A 15,947-nucleotide genomic window follows, 5' to 3' on the forward strand; every position below is an offset into this window, starting at 1 on the left:
CGTAACAACTTCACCTGAAGATGCATCGGCATGTCACCAATTTCATCGAGAAATATTGTTCCACCATCCGCTAGTTCGAATTTTCCTGGTTTACCACCGCGACTAGCTCCCGTGAAGGCTCCTTCTTCATACCCAAAAAGTTCGCTCTCCAGGAGCGCCTCCGGAATAGCTCCGCAATTTATGGCGATAAATGGGCCGTTTTTTCGATGGCTTTCTTCGTGAATAGCTCGGGCAAATAACTCTTTACCGGTTCCACTCTCGCCTGTAATTAAGATTGTCGAGTCTGTTGCAGCGACAAGTTGCATTTTTTGCTTAAGCATAGTCATCGCTTTACTGGTCCCTAATATTCCGTCAAGAGTATATTTGCGATCTTCTCGAATCAATCGTCCTGCTAATTTTCGCAGCTCACGAATGCTTCGGAAGGAAATAACCAAACCGATAATTTCCTGATCCATTTTTATAGGTGTAATCGTACTGATAAATAAGCATAGTTCTTCCTTGTTTTTAAACTTGATTTCTTGTTCGGCATAATGTTGTCCAAAGCTCAACACTTTAGGAACAGAAAACTCAGGGAAAATATCATTAATGTGTTGCCCACAAGCTTGTTGAGTAGAAATACTCAATAACTTTTCGGCAGATTTATTAATATGGGTTATAAAACCTGCATGATCAATCGCTACGAGTCCCTCGACAATAGAGTTTATGACAGCGCTAAATTGGTTTGCCATTAATGAGAGGCGACCATGCATTTGATTCTCACCAATCTTACTACTTGTTAAGGCTGAAATCTTCATTAAAAAATCTTGCAACTTGTCTCGGTTAGAAAGCAGCTGATTCTTTTCCACTTCATCGAAAGCAAAAATTGATATTGTTCCAATTACATATCCGTTTAATACGATTGGAGAAAGTATTGCGGCTTTGAGTTTGCAGATAATTTTTTGATTACAGTCTTTGCAAATCCTATGTTTAAGTGGTTCATCATCTAAGATAAAATTGCCACCACTATTAATGATTTGCTCCGTGATAGATCCTTCGCCGTAAACAATACCAATCTCACCCCGATATTTTCCGGTCCCTGCGATAACTTCTAAATTTTTATCAATGATTGCAACCTCAAATTCTATCACTGCTGCGATCACTTCTGCTATTTGCTGAACATAGGATTGGTTAATTTTTATTTCAGACATTAGTAACGATTTGGTAAATCCCGATATCCTCTTCATTAGCTCACCCGCTTTTCTAGCTAGATTTATTTAGAGTTTGTACCTTAATATAATTTTACAACTAATTTTTCTCCTAGTATAGATAGAATTTTAGGAATATTTAATAAATATCACACAATTTATGTCTAGCTTGGATTGATTTGATTCACATAAAAATAAGTAAGGTGGAAGTACTATTTCTTACTTCCACCTTACTTATTTAAAAAATCAATTTCATTTTTTGGACAAGAGCACTATCTATACGCACTGAGTGTTCAATATTGTAGACTAATTCCATCATAATCACACACTCTTAGGAAGTTGATGTATTGTGTTGAACTAATTAGCTATCTGGTTGATCTGATTCTATTCCGGATTCGACTTGCTTTTTCCATAGTTTATATCTGTCTAGATCAACACTAACTTGAGTAATGACAAAGCCCGCTACTGCAGCGTCATCCACTAACCCTGCAAAGGGAATATAGTCGAAGATTCCGTCCAGAGGAGAAACGAAATAGACGATCCCTAAGACAATTATCAAAAGTGAGCGCTTGGGCATCTCCTTATAGTTGCCGTTAATCCAATCTCTTAACACCCCGAATAATAGCTGTAACTTCTCCCAGGTTTCACCCAATGCGGTTCGGTTCGTAGTAGCTTTTTGCAATGCTTCATTGAGAAGGCCTAACGATTTTTTCTTATCCTTAAGATATTCGTTCGCCTTCGCTTTAAAGGGTGCCAGTCTCTTCTTTTCGAGCTTCATATCCATTATTGACGACTCTCCTTATCCTGCTGTTAATCGAACGGTAAAACGCTTTATTCTATGGCTCTTGACTGATAAGGCAAAAAATATTAAAGCTAGCTTTTGTGAATTTAATCAATATTATATCATACAGCTATCCACTTTAATTAGGATATTTTGGTTTTGGCTTACGTCATACTGTTTTAGATCATCCGAAGCATTATTAAATACAAGCAAAACAATAACGTTAGAAATTGGTATTCATATAATCTGAGAATCTGGACAATAATATTAGGGAATTGAAAATAAAGGAGGATGTCAAAATGTCAGGACGCGCTCAAAAGATGCCTCAACCTAACGGTGGAATTAAATGTGTAGTAAATACTTGCCATTATTATGGTAGCGGAGATCATTGCTATGCAGACAAGATCGAAGTTCAATCTCCAAATGCCAAAAATACTGAAATGACAGATTGCGCAACGTTTCTCCCCGAGTAATTTATCAAGTTAAAAAGTCAGCTTTTTCATTATTAAAATTTAAGGCTTGCCCTACTTGGGCAAGCCTTAAATGACTTAAATAACAAACTTAAACGCTCCTGAGCAGCAAACTGCCATCCATGATTATGATTTACTGATCAATAGGCATTCGTTAAGTTGCCTTCTTACTTAAAAGCCCAGCAGAAGCAATAAACTTTAAGGCATCTTCAGAAGATACTTCGAGCTGTTGAACTTTCTCTTCCGGCACAAGAATGAGATTTCCGGCCCATTGCATTGATTGCATTAAGTAGACTGCCACGTAACCCTTTGGAATAAATGCGCTTTCTTCATCATTCGTGAGGAATCCCAAAAGCTTAAGTTCATTGGACATATTGACCACGACTAAACGAGAAAAGCCTTTTTTATTCGCTGAAAAAGAATTCACAGTGTCTTTAATAATTCCATAGATACTACCAAGAAGTGGCACTTTATTAAAGATCTTATCTAAATAATTTAGGAATCGGTTCGTCAACCAGTTTGAGGCTAATAAACCTACTAGAAAGATCACGGCGAGTGTAACAATCACTCCGAACCCAGGAAAATATAAGCCCGCACGCTCCAGCATCCCTTTAAATAAGCCATCAGTTAGTAAAAACATACTATATAGAATGTAAAATGTAATTGCTACAGGAGTTAGGACTAAGAGACCCTTTAGAAAAACCCCAATAAATTTTTTCAAATTTACCCCTCTCCAATTGCCAAAAATATAATAGACTTATTTTAAATATACAAAAGATTAATAAATCTATTATACCTATTATTCTATTAATTACTTCCAATGTCAAATTCTTGATTTATACTTTTCAGTACATCCTCAATAAAATCGGGCACTATGCGGTATTTTATTCCTTTTAAAGCCAAAGCTTGTATGGCTCCTGGACCAATTTGACTTACCAATACCTCTCTACAATCAGCCAGCAGTTCCACCGTTCTTGACATTTGATCCTCGTTATGATCCTGACCGGAACAAAGTGGATCATTTTTTCGCAATTCATAGAACTCATATTTATTATCGTTAACATCAAAAATTAAAAATTGTCTTGCTCTACCAAAATGTTGATTAATATACTTACCATCACTACTTGCCACAGCTACTCTATAAGACATTAGAATTCCTCCAAATAATCTATTTTCCAATACTAACCTTTAGCCCAAAACCTGTGATAAATCGTCTATTAAATCCTGAACATCTTCAATTCCTACTGAGAATCTAAGTAAACGGTCATTAACTCCCAAGCGCTCTCTGGTTTGAATAGGTATATCTGCATGGGTCTGAGTCCAAGGATAAGTTATTAAGCTCTCCACTCCACCTAGACTTTCTGCAAAAGAAATAATTTTGACTTGCCGTAGGACCTTAGGGATAAGCTCTACTGCTTTTAATTCGAAAGAGATTATAGCCCCGAAGCCCTCCGCCTGCGTTTTTAAAACATTATGACCCGGATGGTCTGTTAGCCCTGGATAATAGGTTTTTGCCACTAGAGAATGAGTCGATAACCACTGAGCAAGACCCTTAGCATTTGTTTCTTGGGCAGTGATACGCAGGCCTAACGTCTTTAATCCTCGAATTAATAACCAAGAATCTTGGGGACCTAAAACTGCTCCCATAGCATTCTGCAAATAGCTAATTTTTTCTGCTAGTTGTTCATTTTTGACGGCTACTAAACCTGCTATAACATCATTATGTCCTCCCAGAAATTTGGTAGCACTATGGATGACAATGTCTGCACCCAATTCTAAAGGGCGTTGTAAAATTGGGGTCATAAAGGTGTTGTCTACAATACTCAAGAGGTTTTTAGATTTAGCCAATTCGGACAGAGTCTTAATATCTGCTATTCGCAGTAACGGATTGGGTAGGAGTTTCAAAGATTATAGCCTTAGAACTGGGTTTTAAGGCCTTACAAACGCTAGTTATATCGCTTGTGTCAACAAACGAGACCTCTATTCCATAATTACAAAAGACATTATTCAATAAGCGATATGTACCCCCGTACAAATCCTCAGTAAGAATTAAGTGATCACCGGATTTAAACAAGCCTAATAAAGTTGTAATCGCTGCCATACCTGAAGAAAAGGCAAAGCCTCTAATCCGCCCTTCTAACTGGGCAATCGCCTGTTCCAAAACCTGACGGGTAGGATTACCTGAACGTGAATAATCAAAGCCAGTACTTTCACCAAGTGCGGGATGGCTAAATGTTGCTGAATAATAGACAGGAAAACTAATGGCTCCCGTTGGATCTAGTCGATTCCCCAGCTTGACATATGCCGCAGAAACTACAGTCCATCTTCTCCCAGCTCGGTTGAATGCCACCTTTTACCCCAAGGTCATTTTCTTCCGCTTTCAAACAGTTATTCCGACACCCTGTAACTCCCATTTTAAACTTATGGGGAAGGTCTTTGGCAAAATATCGTTTATCAAGTTGATTGGCAAGTGCTGTTGTATCAATCAAGCCGCTTGGACAGATAGCGCTTCCCAGACAAGCGGTAACTGCTCTTACCCTAGGCCCACTAGACCCTAGCTCTAATCCCGCTTTAAGTAATTCCTTTTTTATGGTATCAATATTCTCAAGCTTAATAAAAGGGATTTCAATCCCTTGTCTTGATGTAATATGAATATATCCATCGCCATAGACCTGAGCAATTTCATAGACCTTTTTTAACTTTTCTGCTCTTAATTGACCTCCGACAACCTTTATTCTCATTGAAAAAGTATCCACCTGAATCTGCCTCATAAAACCCATTTTTTTTTAACGACTTATTATCAAGCTTAGCCATCTCTTCAACACTCGCTTTCTATTTTGATACGATGAATCCCTAAGGAAAGCTTTCTTCGGTCAATCTTAACTCTAGCTAAGCTAAGCTAAGCTTAGCCGAACCAATCCCGACTCAGTAAGTTGGATATCGGAGAAGAAAACTCACTTGGATCCATATGTTATAACTAATTTAATACATATGTATTCCGATATGTTTATAATAGATTAGGATTTATTATAGTGCATGATTGTAATTCAAGTCAATAGTTTTTATAGATTAGCTAGAAAAATGTCGAAAAAACCCGGTTTTCCTCCTTTAAGAAAAGCCGGGTTTTTACGACACTCACTATTACGCATATGATTTAGGCATCTCCGCTTAAAGGAAGTCCCAGAATACTTTGTAAGTGCTTCTTACTATCCTCTTTAGCAAGTGGAAAATTGTGAACACTCAACAAGATAGGGATCGTTCGAGAGAGCATAGACTACATAGTTAATGCCATTTAGAATATCCGCGAGCGATTCTGAGAAGAAATACTGTTCACGGTTCGGTATCTAATCTTCCATATCCAATCGGCATATTCTCTAATCGTTCTATCACTGGAAAAGACTCCTGAATTAGCAATATTGGCCAAACAAATTTGGTTCCAATCCTTTTGATTCAGATAAAGCACTTGGAGCTTTTGATGCATTTCGAGATATGAACTAAAATCTTTTAAGACAAAAAACTCGTCATTATAGATCATCAGGGAATCATATAATGTCCTAAATTCTTCACCCATATTATCGAAAAATCCACTATTTAATTGATCCACACACGTTCTAATATCATAGTTGTTGTGGTATTCATCCCATGGCTTATATCCTCCATCACAGGTATAAGCCAATACTTGTTCAGCGCTAAGCCCAAAGATGAAGATATTATTCTCACCTACAGCTTCTTTAATTTCGACATTGGCTCCATCTAAAGTTCCTAAGGTGAGGGCCCCATTCATCATGAATTTCATATTTCCTGTTCCGGAAGCTTCTTTACTGGCAGTAGAGATCTGTTCACTAATGTCAGCTGCTGGATAAATCAATTCTCCTTGAGAGACATTAAAGTTCTCTAAGAATACGACCTTAAGTTTTTGGTTGACCCGAGAATCTTGTTCAATTTTTGTGCTCAGAGTATTAATCAGCTTAATCACAGTTTTAGCATAGTGATAGCCCGGCGCGGCCTTTCCACCGAAAATGAACGTTTGTGATCCTGACAAAGCCTCCGGCTCATTTAACCCTTTATTATATAAGTGCATGATCTTCAACACGTTGAGCAATTGTCGTTTGTAAGCATGAATTCTCTTCACTTGAACATCAAAAATTGACTGCGGGTCAAGGACCAGCCCATATTTTGACTTAACCCGCTCGGCTAATCGGCATTTGTTTTCGTATTTAACCTTAGCGAGTTGTTCCAAAAAACTATCATCATCCTTTAAGACGTGAAGTTTCGTGAGTTCTCCGGCATCTTCCTGCCAGTTGGGGCCGATTGCCTCTGTGATCAAGTGAGATAATTTAGGATTTGCAGCTAATAAAAATCGCCTGTGATTAACTCCATTTGTTTTATTATTAAATTTGTAGCCAAAAACTCGATAGTAATCTTTAAAAACCTCATTCTTAAGAATTTTGGTATGTAATTGCGCAACCCCGTTGACAGATGAACTACCGATAATAGCCAAATTAGCCATCCAAACATAGCCATCTTTTAAAATATGGGTGTTGCGTATCACTTCCTCATCATCCATATAACGGGCAGTTAAATCTTCTTTAAATCTTCGATCGATTTCCTCAATAATTAAATAAATTCTTGGCAAAAGATTTTTAACCATCTCAATTGGCCATTTTTCCATAGCTTCTGGCATAACCGTATGATTGGTAAATGACATAGTGTTGACAGTGATATTCCAAGCTTCATCCCAGCCCATTCTTTCTTCATCGATCAAGATGCGCATCAGCTCAGGAATACATAACACTGGATGAGTATCATTGATATGAACTGAGACACGTCGAGAGAAGTCATGTAAAGAACTTAAATGGTTCCTTTTTTTATAACTTCGTACAATCGTCCCTAACCCTGCAGCAACAAAGAAATATTCTTGTTTAAGCCTTAACTCTCTTCCTGCTCGACTACTATCATCTGGGTATAGAATATAGGAAATTGCCTCTACTTCCGACTTAAAACTGGTGGCTTGATTGAACTCGCCACGATTGAAACAGGCCAAATCTAGTTCGCTGCAGATCGTTTCAGCACTCCATAACCTTAAGTTATTGATATACCTTGAATTGTCATAACTCATAATCGGAACATCATAAGGCACAGCTAAGACTTGTTCATAGTTCTCATGGTTAAAGATTGCTCGCCCATCTCTGAACTCAGTTCTCACAGTTCCCTTGAATTTAACAATCACGGCCTTATCCGGCTTTCTTGTTTCCCATGGATAACCATTCTTAAGCCAGTTATCCGCCACCTCAACTTGGTGGCCGCCAACAATCTTTTGTTCAAATAACCCATACTTATAGCGAATCCCATTACCATGACCATCAATTCCTAAGAAAGCCATCGAATCGAGGAAACAAGCTGCTAATCTTCCTAACCCCCCATTACCTAGGCCAGGATCTACTTCTTGCTCCAATAGCTCATCGAGATTAATACCTAACTCTAATAAACCAGCTCTCACTAGATCCTCGATCTTAAAGTTTACCAAATAATTATGCAGAAGCTTACCGATCAGAAACTCCATGGAAAAGTAATAGACTTGCTTGCCTTGAGAAATTGAGTTTTTGTTTATGGCCCGATAATAGCTCGTTTTTTCTTTTAGCAACAAGACCAAGGTAACAAATTTATCCCAAGAGGTTGCTTCATCTGTAGTAATTCCTTCCCCCTCAATTAACTTCATCAAAAAGGCTTGCTTAAAGCTTTCTTTATCCTTAAACATAGATTATGTACCTCCAATACTTTATTCAACATTATTATTTATTTAACTGCTGTCAAGTGAACAACCCTAACAATAAAAAATACGCAAATTCGTGGTTTTAGTTATCATTCTCCTTGGCAATTGTTTTTCCTTTCATTTTATAGGAATTATTTACTGACAAGTTTCGTCAATACTATAGATATGTTCTGTTTGGCCTCAGATTACACTTTCCACTTTGGTGTGTATTTACAGCATATGCAGAAGGTAAACAAATTGCCTCCAACCAGAATTGTAACAAAGACAGTTTAATAACGTTAAAAAAAGAGTCTTTACCATCGACCGGTAAAAACTCTTCTCTATTTTTTACAATATTCTCCAAGTAATTAAGCACTAAATATTTATTTCCTCAAAGTGTAACAAATATAGCTCTTACTACGTATTAAGAGTGTGATACACAAACAGCCTAGAACATAAATTTTAGAAAGATAATTTGAAAGGGAGGGAAAGTTATGTCGAAACGCTTGTATCGATCTAACCTTGATAAACAACTCGGTGGTGTATGCGGAGGATTGGCCGAATACCTAAATTTAGATCCCAGCCTCGTACGGATTGGTGCAATACTTCTTCTCTTCTTAGGAGGAACAGGATTTTTAGCCTATCTGGTTGCTTGGCTGGTCATCCCATTAGAATCCAAATACTAAACTTACATTCGGCCAACCGCCAAAGCCTAAAGGCTTGGCGGTTGGCCAAGTTTTCTCTGTTTAATCAAGAGCGTCGCTTACGAGTTCTGCAATATCCTTATTTTCAATATCTGCCTCTAAAGTAGAAATTGCTTCTGTTAACGTCGTTAAACATAACGAGCATGCGCTGGCCAGGATATCAGATTCAGTTCTCAGAGCTTTCTTTACCAACAAGTCATTAATTCGTGCATCCTTTGCGTCGCTTTCATTTTTTACCCATACTCGACCACCGCCCCCTCCACAACAGAAGGCCCAAGTCCGATTATTCTTCATTTCTACCAGTTCTAACCCTGGAATTGAGGCTAAGACCTCTCTGGGTGCCTGATATAGAGCATTATATCTCCCTAAATAGCAGGGATCATGAAAGGTGACTTTGCCTTTTTGGACTCCCTTTAGGTTTATTTTTTGAGACTTAATAAGATCTAAAATGAATTCGGAATGGTGTATTACTTGATAATTCCCACCGAACTGAGGATACTCATTTTTAAGAGTGTTGAAACAATGAGGACAATGAGTCACGATGGTCTTAAATTCATAGCGGTTTAAATTTAGGATGTTTTCGTGGGCTAATTGTTGAAAGAGCTTCTCATTACCCAGACGCCTTACGGAATCTCCACAACATTTTTCTTCCATTCCCAAAACAGCGTAATCGATTCCCGCTTTATCTAAAATTTTGAACATAGCCTGAGAGACTTTCTGATTTCTGGATTCATAGGATCCAAAACACCCCACCCAATAGAGGATATCTGTCTGCTTCTTTTCACTAAGTTGAGGAATTTGTGACTCACCAGCAAAATAATACTTATTAGCTTGACTTAATCCCCAAGGATTTCCCTTACTAGAGAGAGTCTCAAAGATTGACTGAACCTCAAGCGGATAGCTTTTATCCTCAGAGCTTAAGCTTCTGCGCATGTCAACGATTCTTTTAACATGTTCGATAGACATTGGACATTTTTCTTCGCAAAGTCCACATGTCGAACAAGCTAATAATGATTCTTTAGAAATAACCTTATCGATTATCAGGGATGCTTTAGAGAGGTCTCTTCTGAATAGAGAGTTCCTTTCTGTAGCGTGCCTTTTCAAACTTTGGATCACTTTTTTGGGAGATAAAGGTGTTCCACTCATATAGGCTGGGCAACCCTTTTGACACCTTCCACAGGAAATACAAGCATCTAATTCGAGAAGCTGTTTCTTCGTAAACTCTTCAAGACGTCCAGCACCAATCTTCTCTGCACCGTTAGGAAGGATAGCAATTGGAGTCAAGGTGCCTGATGGAGAGAATGATCTAAGGAAAATGTTCAGCGGTGATGCCACCATGTGAAACAATTTTGAATAAGGAATATAGGCGATAAAGCTAAAGGTTAAAAGCATATGAAAATACCAAAGAAAACCATGCAGGTCTAAGGCCATTGGAAGGGATAATCCGGATTTTTGAGTTACTACGGAGAACATTAGACCTACAGGTGACCACCAGGCCCAAGGATCAGCAGTTGAATATATCCGCAAGCCCTCTAACAGGAAACCAGTAAAGAGGATCGTAAAAACAAGGATAAGCAAAATCGCGTCATCATAGGAGTATTCTTCATGATCCGGTTTATAAATATATCGTTTATAGGTGGCCATTACAATGCCTATCATGGTCAATAATCCAAATAAGTCAAGCAATAAGCTAAGAATTAAATACTTCTTTCCATAGAAGAGCGGAATTTCAAAGTGATCCTGGATGGCAATGACCAACGTTCCGAAGGTTAACATTAGAAACCCATAAAAAACGCTCAAATGCATGAACCGTCGAAAGCTTCCCCTAAAAACTCCTCTGTCATGGTTGATAATGGCTGAAAAAAACAGCTTAAATCTTAGACCTAGGTTATCGTAAACGATAGGGCGTCCCCTATGCCAGCTGCGAATCTTTTGGATAAAGCCCACTACGAAAATGATCAATGCTATCAGAGCAATGATATACATGATGCCCTTACCGTCAATATTCCAATAGATCTCCCTTGTTGCCTCCATGTTACACCTCTACACCTTGTACATCGAAATACCTTACCCCATTTTAGAGTAAGGTATAATTAATAATTATATCATAAATTATTGACTATTTTTAGCTTCGATGGTCAGAGAATCTAACCAGTTTATTAAATAGGCTATTATTTCTGTCTTTTCGGGTTCATTATGAAGCTCATGATACAAGCCGGGCCAAATTTTCAAGGTACAGTCTTTCTTGATCTGTGCAGCAAATTTTGACGAAGCATCAGAGGATGTAATGCGATCGTTCCCGCCGTGCATGAGTAACAAGGGTAAATCAAACTGGGCAGCATTTTCCACCGCCCAGAATCCTGCCTGGTCTACCGTCGTAAACATTCGGACAGAAATTCGGTCGTGGACAAGAGGATCTAAGTTATAAGTATCGAGAATGCTGAGATCATGAGATAAAGCATAAACATCGATACCACTCGGCAGTGAAAAAGTAGGCCAAACTTTATTCATTAATGAGGCTAAAAGTCTAACACGCGCAGATGGTTCAATGGTCAAGCGAAGCCAAGGACTCGTTACAATAACTCCCTGGAATTTAGGCTGGCGGCGTAAACAATAATTAAGTACTAGGTTACCACCTAGGCTATGTCCATATAGGAAAAAAGGTATCTTTGGAAAATGATTTAAACACTCTTGTTTGAAACATTCAATATCATCCAACAGGGTTTCATAGGACGATGTATGGCCTCGCTGACCCAACGATTTTCCATGGCCACGTTGATCATAGCTCATTAGTGCGTAGCCTGCTTGGGTTAAGGCCAAGGCCAAATGAGCATACCGACCACTATGTTCTCCCATTCCATGGACAAGGCAAACAACTCCCTTAACATCGTGCTCAGGTCGCCACTCCCGAGCAAAAAGAGCAGCCCCGTCATTAAGTCTAAACTCAAATTTTCTATACTTCATGAGTAGCTGGCACCCCCTTACTAATATCCTCTAAGCACTAAAACACTTTAATCATTGTGTTCCAACTCCAGAGTAGGTACGAGAAAATAGCTATATATTCTCTGATTGCTATTCAATCACCTTTATTTATTCTAGTATTTGTAAAAGTTAGCCTGATTAAGTCTCTTCATTAGGCTACTTTGTCTAAATAGAACATAAACTAACGCCCTCAGCATTAACTAAGGGCGTGTTTTGAGTCTAAGGAAAAAGTATAAATAGGTCTCATAGGCTATATTATAGGCTTATATTGAAAGGCTGGGACTCCCCTTCCAGTGCCTTAATAATATTACTTTCTGTCACTGACTGATGAGAAGCATTCCACAAAACCTGTCGATCACTCACGAGGAGCACTTGAGGAGATTGATGCTTGATCCCTAACTCTTCAGCCACTTGATTGGAAACCGGACGAGATTCAATTACCTTGATCATGGTTACAAGGACCTCATTCGTACTTTCACTGATAAAATTCTGAACCTCACTCCAGGCTCGAGCACTCACTGGACACGTCGTGCTGTGTTTGAAAATAACAATTTTGCGCTGACACGACTCGTTGAGAACATCACTCAACATTTGAGAACTACTTATTTCTTTGAATTCAGCCACGGTTTTTCACTCCTTTAGTACACTATTGTTCTATAACCATAGGATACTATGCATATTGACCTTCTTGGTTAGTTAGAGATAGTTCGCTCAGTTCCCTTTTAAATCCTGCCAACGGCAAAGGACCTTTTCCAAGAGATCTACGACAACAAACAAACTGACCCCTAACAGAGCCATCATAATAATTCCTGCGAACATCTCATCTGGAACAGCTCGGCTCCAAGAATCCATAATGAAGTATCCCAGCCCTTCAGTCGTGGCAAATGATTCGGCAAAGAACAAGACAGCAATAGCTGTTCCCATGCTCAGGCGAAGAGCGGTCAAAACATCCGGCAAACTTGCGGGTAAAAGCACGTACCGATAAACTTGGGCACGATTTCCACCTAAGGACCGTAGCGAGGAAATCGTTTCAGATTGAACTTTGCGGACTGCATCCCGAGTTGTGACTAATATTTGAAAGAAAACAATGAAGGTAATCAGAAAAATCTTTGATTGGTCTCCCAAGCCTAGAAACAAGAGAATTAGGGGAAGGAAGACAATTTTTGGAATTGGATAAGTAAGATAAACTAAAGGGGCTAAAAATCGGTCAATCTTTCGTTCATATCCCATAATCAACCGACCATCCACAAGCACTAAAATTCGACTGCCCAGAAAAACAGCCTCTTCAATACTGTGGGTCACTAAAACTGTCGTTAATTTTTGTTCCTGCCAAATCTCTAATAAAAGGCTTTGCAGCCGTTCACGGGTCAAGGCATCAAGAGCTGACAAAGGCTCATCCATCAAGAGTAGATCTGGTTGAAGTGTTAATGCTCTGGCCAAGGCCACTCTCTGTCTTTGCCCTCCGCTCAACTGGCTGGGAAAATGATGCCGCACTTCCCACAACCCCATTTTATGGATCATTTCATCTACGATACCCTGATACTTTCGTTTAGGCAGATGCCTAACCCGCAAACCCAGATTAACGTTTTGAATGACATTTAGCCAAGGAAACAGCCCATATTCTTGCAGAATAAAGGCTTTTTTTTGGCGAGTCTCTACTACTTTCTCTCCCCAAATCTTGATCTCTCCGCCTGTGGGTCGCAACAATCCCGCTAAAAGGTAAAGGAGAGTGCTTTTTCCACAACCTGATGGACCTATTAGAACTAGGCTTTCTCCTGGTTCAATCTTCAAATCAAAATTGTCATAGACCATGACCTGTGATGATCCTTGAATGTAGGCTAAATTACAATGAGAAACTTCAATCACAGGTTATACTCTCCTTATTATAGATGTCATACTAGATGTCAGAAATCGGAAGCCAAACTCGAGGTACGAAGTTCGTGATTCGTGGATCGAAACGTAAAGTTTGACATGTGAGGGCGAAGCTCCATGGTCTTCGTACGCCAACTTTCAAATATCGAAGATTGAACTACGATTTTGGTAGAAGATTGAGATCAACTAACTCTTGATAGTCATAAGCTTGAGGAATGAGGTTTTTTTCGACCATCCATTTCATAACACTCTTGATTCTTCCTCGGTTGGCAACTGGAGTTTAGAGAACGTCGGAGTCTTATAACTTTCCTTTAAATCAGGTGGAATTTGTGCTTTTTCTAAGAAAAGGGCACGATATTGATCAGGATTATTAGTTAGCGCTTGTCCGGCTGAACCATAGGCCCGAATGACAGCTTTAACCCCCTCGGGGTTGTCTGCGATACTTTTCGTACGAAATAGGAAAACGGTCTGGGAAATATTCCTGTATGTATCATCTACAAGTACCTGAGCCCCTTTTGCTTGTGCGAGTGAGGCTAAGGGATCAGGTAGACAAGCTGCATTAATCTGATCCGAAAGCAACATATCTAAGCGCACGGGCATTTTAGGAATCGACATCTTCTTAACATCGCTTAACAGGACTCCTTTATCAGTGAGCATCTGATCACTGACATAGTCAATAATCGAGTTTTGGGATATTCCTAGAGTCGCTCCTTTTAGCCCTGCCATATCTTTAATATTAGACTTCGGAGAGGACAGAATGGCAAATCGTCCTTCTTGCGGAGTCGCTCCTAGTCCGATGGAAGCAATTTTCACGTCAGTACCTATTTTCTTCATTAAGGCAACTGCAAGGATATCAGCAACTTCTCCATCAATTTGACCTGCTTGAAGTGCAGCATCTCGCTCTAAAGCACTTGCAAAACTGATGAGTTCTACTTGAACCCCTTCCTTAGTGTAGAGTCCGTCTTTTTCGGCAACATAGAACGGTAAATTATCTTCAATCGGCAATAGTCCAATTTTAACTGGTTTAGCTTCACTTTTCGGTGCTGGGCTGTCAGAGGCTGTGGGCGCTGAGCACCCAGTCACTAAGATAGCTAGGCTAAGTAAAATTCCTAACAAATTAATCCCTAAACGTTGTTTTCTCATTTATTCTCGACACTCCTCATCTTGAACTACCTTTATTCTATTATACAACCATAATATCTTCGACATAGGACCTATTATTCCTTTTTCCTGCGGGCAAAGAATAAATTCGGTTTAGACATCATCAGCAAGTTTTTTAACGATATCCTCCATTATTGAATACCTTCATCTTAATCCTTGTCTTTGCCTTTATTTTTACCTTTGCCTTTATCCTCGTTTTCCTTAAAATTATCTTGGAACCACTTATAAAATTTGTTGGATAGTTTATTCTGCTCGATGTAGTCCTGAGGAATCTCAAAAGGGATAACTGAAGTAGATTTTAGGGCTCTAGATAAGATTTAATTAATAACGACGGTCTTCAACCGCAATAATAGCCTTTTTCATGATTAGAGGGATTTGCTGTCCAGTAACAGGTTCAATCCTTGAGGATGAAAGCTCGGAAATTCGGTTGCCTTTTTGGTCGTATAGATAAGAAGGATGCGCAAGAGGGGTCTGTAATTTGCTAATATCTAGGGAGGATGTAGCAGTTCCTGATATTCTATAATATTTCGTTACAAACACACCAAAACTACCCAAATCATCCAAATCCTATGGTATAATTAACCATAGGGTGGTGATAAAAATGTTACGGTATTTAACGGCAGTGGAAATTAAGAAAATTTACAATGTGTGCATTAACAGCTTAAAACTCTGGGAAACTCAAGGAATATTACATCCGATTAGAACGCCCGGAGGTCATCGCCGATATTTAGAAAATGAATTAACGTCAGCTATGGGATTAGGAACAGAAACCTTAAAGGGTAACAGGTGTGTTATTTATGCTCGGGTTTCAAACCAAATACAAGCGGATAGTGGTAACTTGGATCGACAATTAGACCGTTTGAAAGATATTGCTAAACGACGAAACTATCAAGTGGTTGCCGAGTTTAAAGAAATAGCATCCGGTCTTAACGAGAATCGTAGAGAATTAACCAAATTACTCAATATGGTTGCGGATGGTTTGACAGATATCGTCTTCATTGAGTACAAGGATCGGTTAGCCAGATTCGGCTTTCGGTACCT

14 protein-coding genes and 4 pseudogenes are annotated in these 15,947 nt (G+C 39.0%); 4 read left to right on the top strand and 14 right to left on the bottom strand.

The window, feature by feature from the left end; all coding sequences use genetic code 11:
• Together JL57_RS14180 and JL57_RS14185 are read right to left on the bottom strand one after the other, a co-directional pair.
• On the bottom strand, nucleotides 1-1,223 hold a 1,223-nt coding region (locus JL57_RS14180), incomplete at its 3' end, for a sigma 54-interacting transcriptional regulator (RefSeq protein ID WP_291300093.1).
• A gap of 322 nt (nucleotides 1,224-1,545) precedes the next feature.
• Nucleotides 1,546-1,968, bottom strand: a complete 423-nt coding sequence (locus tag JL57_RS14185; RefSeq protein ID WP_291300094.1) for a YkvA family protein — start codon at nucleotides 1,966-1,968, stop codon at nucleotides 1,546-1,548.
• A 296-nt stretch (nucleotides 1,969-2,264) separates the two neighbouring features.
• Between JL57_RS14185 and JL57_RS34445 the strand changes: the two genes are divergently transcribed.
• A complete protein-coding gene (locus JL57_RS34445; protein WP_291300095.1) occupies nucleotides 2,265-2,438 on the top strand; it encodes a DUF1540 domain-containing protein in 174 nt (57 codons plus the stop codon).
• Nucleotides 2,439-2,589: 151 nt separating this feature from the next.
• Here JL57_RS34445 and JL57_RS14190 read toward each other — a convergent pair whose 3' ends face one another.
• From JL57_RS14190 to JL57_RS14210, 5 genes and pseudogenes are all read right to left on the bottom strand, one after another.
• Entirely contained in the window at nucleotides 2,590-3,156 is a 567-nt protein-coding gene (locus JL57_RS14190) for a DUF502 domain-containing protein (RefSeq protein ID WP_034142692.1), read from the bottom strand.
• Between the two features lie 86 nt (nucleotides 3,157-3,242).
• Complete coding sequence (locus tag JL57_RS14195) at nucleotides 3,243-3,584, bottom strand: NifB/NifX family molybdenum-iron cluster-binding protein (RefSeq protein WP_034142693.1); 342 nt, start codon at nucleotides 3,582-3,584, stop codon at nucleotides 3,243-3,245.
• 39 nt (nucleotides 3,585-3,623) lie between these two features.
• Nucleotides 3,624-4,728, bottom strand: a pseudogene (locus JL57_RS14200) (PLP-dependent aspartate aminotransferase family protein).
• A pseudogene (locus tag JL57_RS14205) lies at nucleotides 4,727-5,249 on the bottom strand (coenzyme F420 hydrogenase); the annotation flags it as partial. The pseudogenes JL57_RS14200 and JL57_RS14205, both read right to left, overlap by 2 nt.
• 478 nt (nucleotides 5,250-5,727) lie before the next feature.
• On the bottom strand, nucleotides 5,728-8,193 hold the full coding sequence (locus tag JL57_RS14210; RefSeq protein WP_034142694.1) for a glycogen/starch/alpha-glucan phosphorylase: 2,466 nt from the start codon (nucleotides 8,191-8,193) through the stop codon (nucleotides 5,728-5,730).
• 287 nt (nucleotides 8,194-8,480) lie between these two features.
• Between JL57_RS14210 and JL57_RS36430 the strand changes: the two genes are divergently transcribed.
• Nucleotides 8,481-8,555 carry a hypothetical protein gene (locus JL57_RS36430; RefSeq protein WP_366557030.1) on the top strand — a complete coding sequence of 25 codons (75 nt, stop codon included), beginning with the start codon at nucleotides 8,481-8,483 and terminating at the stop codon, nucleotides 8,553-8,555.
• Nucleotides 8,556-8,681: 126 nt separating this feature from the next.
• Nucleotides 8,682-8,873, top strand: a complete 192-nt coding sequence (locus JL57_RS14215) for a PspC domain-containing protein (RefSeq protein ID WP_034142695.1) — start codon at nucleotides 8,682-8,684, stop codon at nucleotides 8,871-8,873.
• Between the two features lie 60 nt (nucleotides 8,874-8,933).
• On the opposite strand, the gene JL57_RS14220 is transcribed toward JL57_RS14215, so the two are convergent.
• The 7 genes and pseudogenes from JL57_RS14220 to JL57_RS34450 all read right to left on the bottom strand — a co-directional run bounded on the left by JL57_RS14220 (nucleotide 8,934) and on the right by JL57_RS34450 (nucleotide 15,461).
• A complete protein-coding gene (locus tag JL57_RS14220) occupies nucleotides 8,934-10,925 on the bottom strand; it encodes a heterodisulfide reductase-related iron-sulfur binding cluster (protein WP_034142696.1) in 1,992 nt (663 codons plus the stop codon).
• Between the two features lie 78 nt (nucleotides 10,926-11,003).
• Complete coding sequence (locus tag JL57_RS14225; RefSeq protein ID WP_034142697.1) at nucleotides 11,004-11,855, bottom strand: alpha/beta hydrolase; 852 nt, start codon at nucleotides 11,853-11,855, stop codon at nucleotides 11,004-11,006.
• Between the two features lie 273 nt (nucleotides 11,856-12,128).
• The gene (gene ytxJ, locus JL57_RS14230; protein ID WP_291300096.1) at nucleotides 12,129-12,497 is read right to left on the bottom strand and encodes a bacillithiol system redox-active protein YtxJ; all 369 of its coding nucleotides are present in this window, start codon (nucleotides 12,495-12,497) and stop codon (nucleotides 12,129-12,131) included.
• Nucleotides 12,498-12,584: 87 nt separating this feature from the next.
• A pseudogene (locus JL57_RS14235) lies at nucleotides 12,585-13,109 on the bottom strand (ABC transporter permease subunit); the annotation flags it as partial.
• Nucleotides 13,110-13,271: 162 nt separating this feature from the next.
• A pseudogene (locus JL57_RS14240) lies at nucleotides 13,272-13,685 on the bottom strand (ATP-binding cassette domain-containing protein); the annotation flags it as partial.
• A gap of 300 nt (nucleotides 13,686-13,985) precedes the next feature.
• The gene (locus JL57_RS14245; RefSeq protein ID WP_366557029.1) at nucleotides 13,986-14,888 is read right to left on the bottom strand and encodes a MetQ/NlpA family ABC transporter substrate-binding protein; all 903 of its coding nucleotides are present in this window, start codon (nucleotides 14,886-14,888) and stop codon (nucleotides 13,986-13,988) included.
• 339 nt (nucleotides 14,889-15,227) lie between these two features.
• Nucleotides 15,228-15,461 (bottom strand): hypothetical protein, encoded by a 234-nt coding sequence (locus JL57_RS34450; protein WP_291300098.1) that lies wholly within the window; start codon nucleotides 15,459-15,461, stop codon nucleotides 15,228-15,230.
• A 46-nt stretch (nucleotides 15,462-15,507) separates the two neighbouring features.
• On the opposite strand from JL57_RS34450, the gene JL57_RS14250 reads away from it, so the two are divergent.
• A partial coding sequence (locus JL57_RS14250) for an IS607 family transposase (RefSeq protein WP_291300097.1) occupies nucleotides 15,508-15,947 on the top strand: 440 nt, incomplete at its 3' end.

The sequence above is a fragment of the Desulfosporosinus sp. BICA1-9 genome, assembly GCF_000802135.1.

Bases quoted from the DNA above. Each gene is read 5' to 3' on its own strand.
- JL57_RS14185 (WP_291300094.1), bottom strand. From the start codon at position 1,968: ATGGATATGAAGCTCGAAAAGAAGAGACTGGCACCCTTTAAAGCGAAG.
- JL57_RS34445 (WP_291300095.1), top strand. From the start codon at position 2,265: ATGTCAGGACGCGCTCAAAAGATGCCTCAACCTAACGGTGGAATTAAA.
- JL57_RS14195 (WP_034142693.1), bottom strand. From the start codon at position 3,584: ATGTCTTATAGAGTAGCTGTGGCAAGTAGTGATGGTAAGTATATTAAT.
- JL57_RS14210 (WP_034142694.1), bottom strand. From the start codon at position 8,193: ATGTTTAAGGATAAAGAAAGCTTTAAGCAAGCCTTTTTGATGAAGTTA.
- JL57_RS14215 (WP_034142695.1), top strand. From the start codon at position 8,682: ATGTCGAAACGCTTGTATCGATCTAACCTTGATAAACAACTCGGTGGT.
- JL57_RS14220 (WP_034142696.1), bottom strand. From the start codon at position 10,925: ATGGAGGCAACAAGGGAGATCTATTGGAATATTGACGGTAAGGGCATC.
- JL57_RS14225 (WP_034142697.1), bottom strand. From the start codon at position 11,855: ATGAAGTATAGAAAATTTGAGTTTAGACTTAATGACGGGGCTGCTCTT.
- JL57_RS14245 (WP_366557029.1), bottom strand. From the start codon at position 14,888: ATGAGAAAACAACGTTTAGGGATTAATTTGTTAGGAATTTTACTTAGC.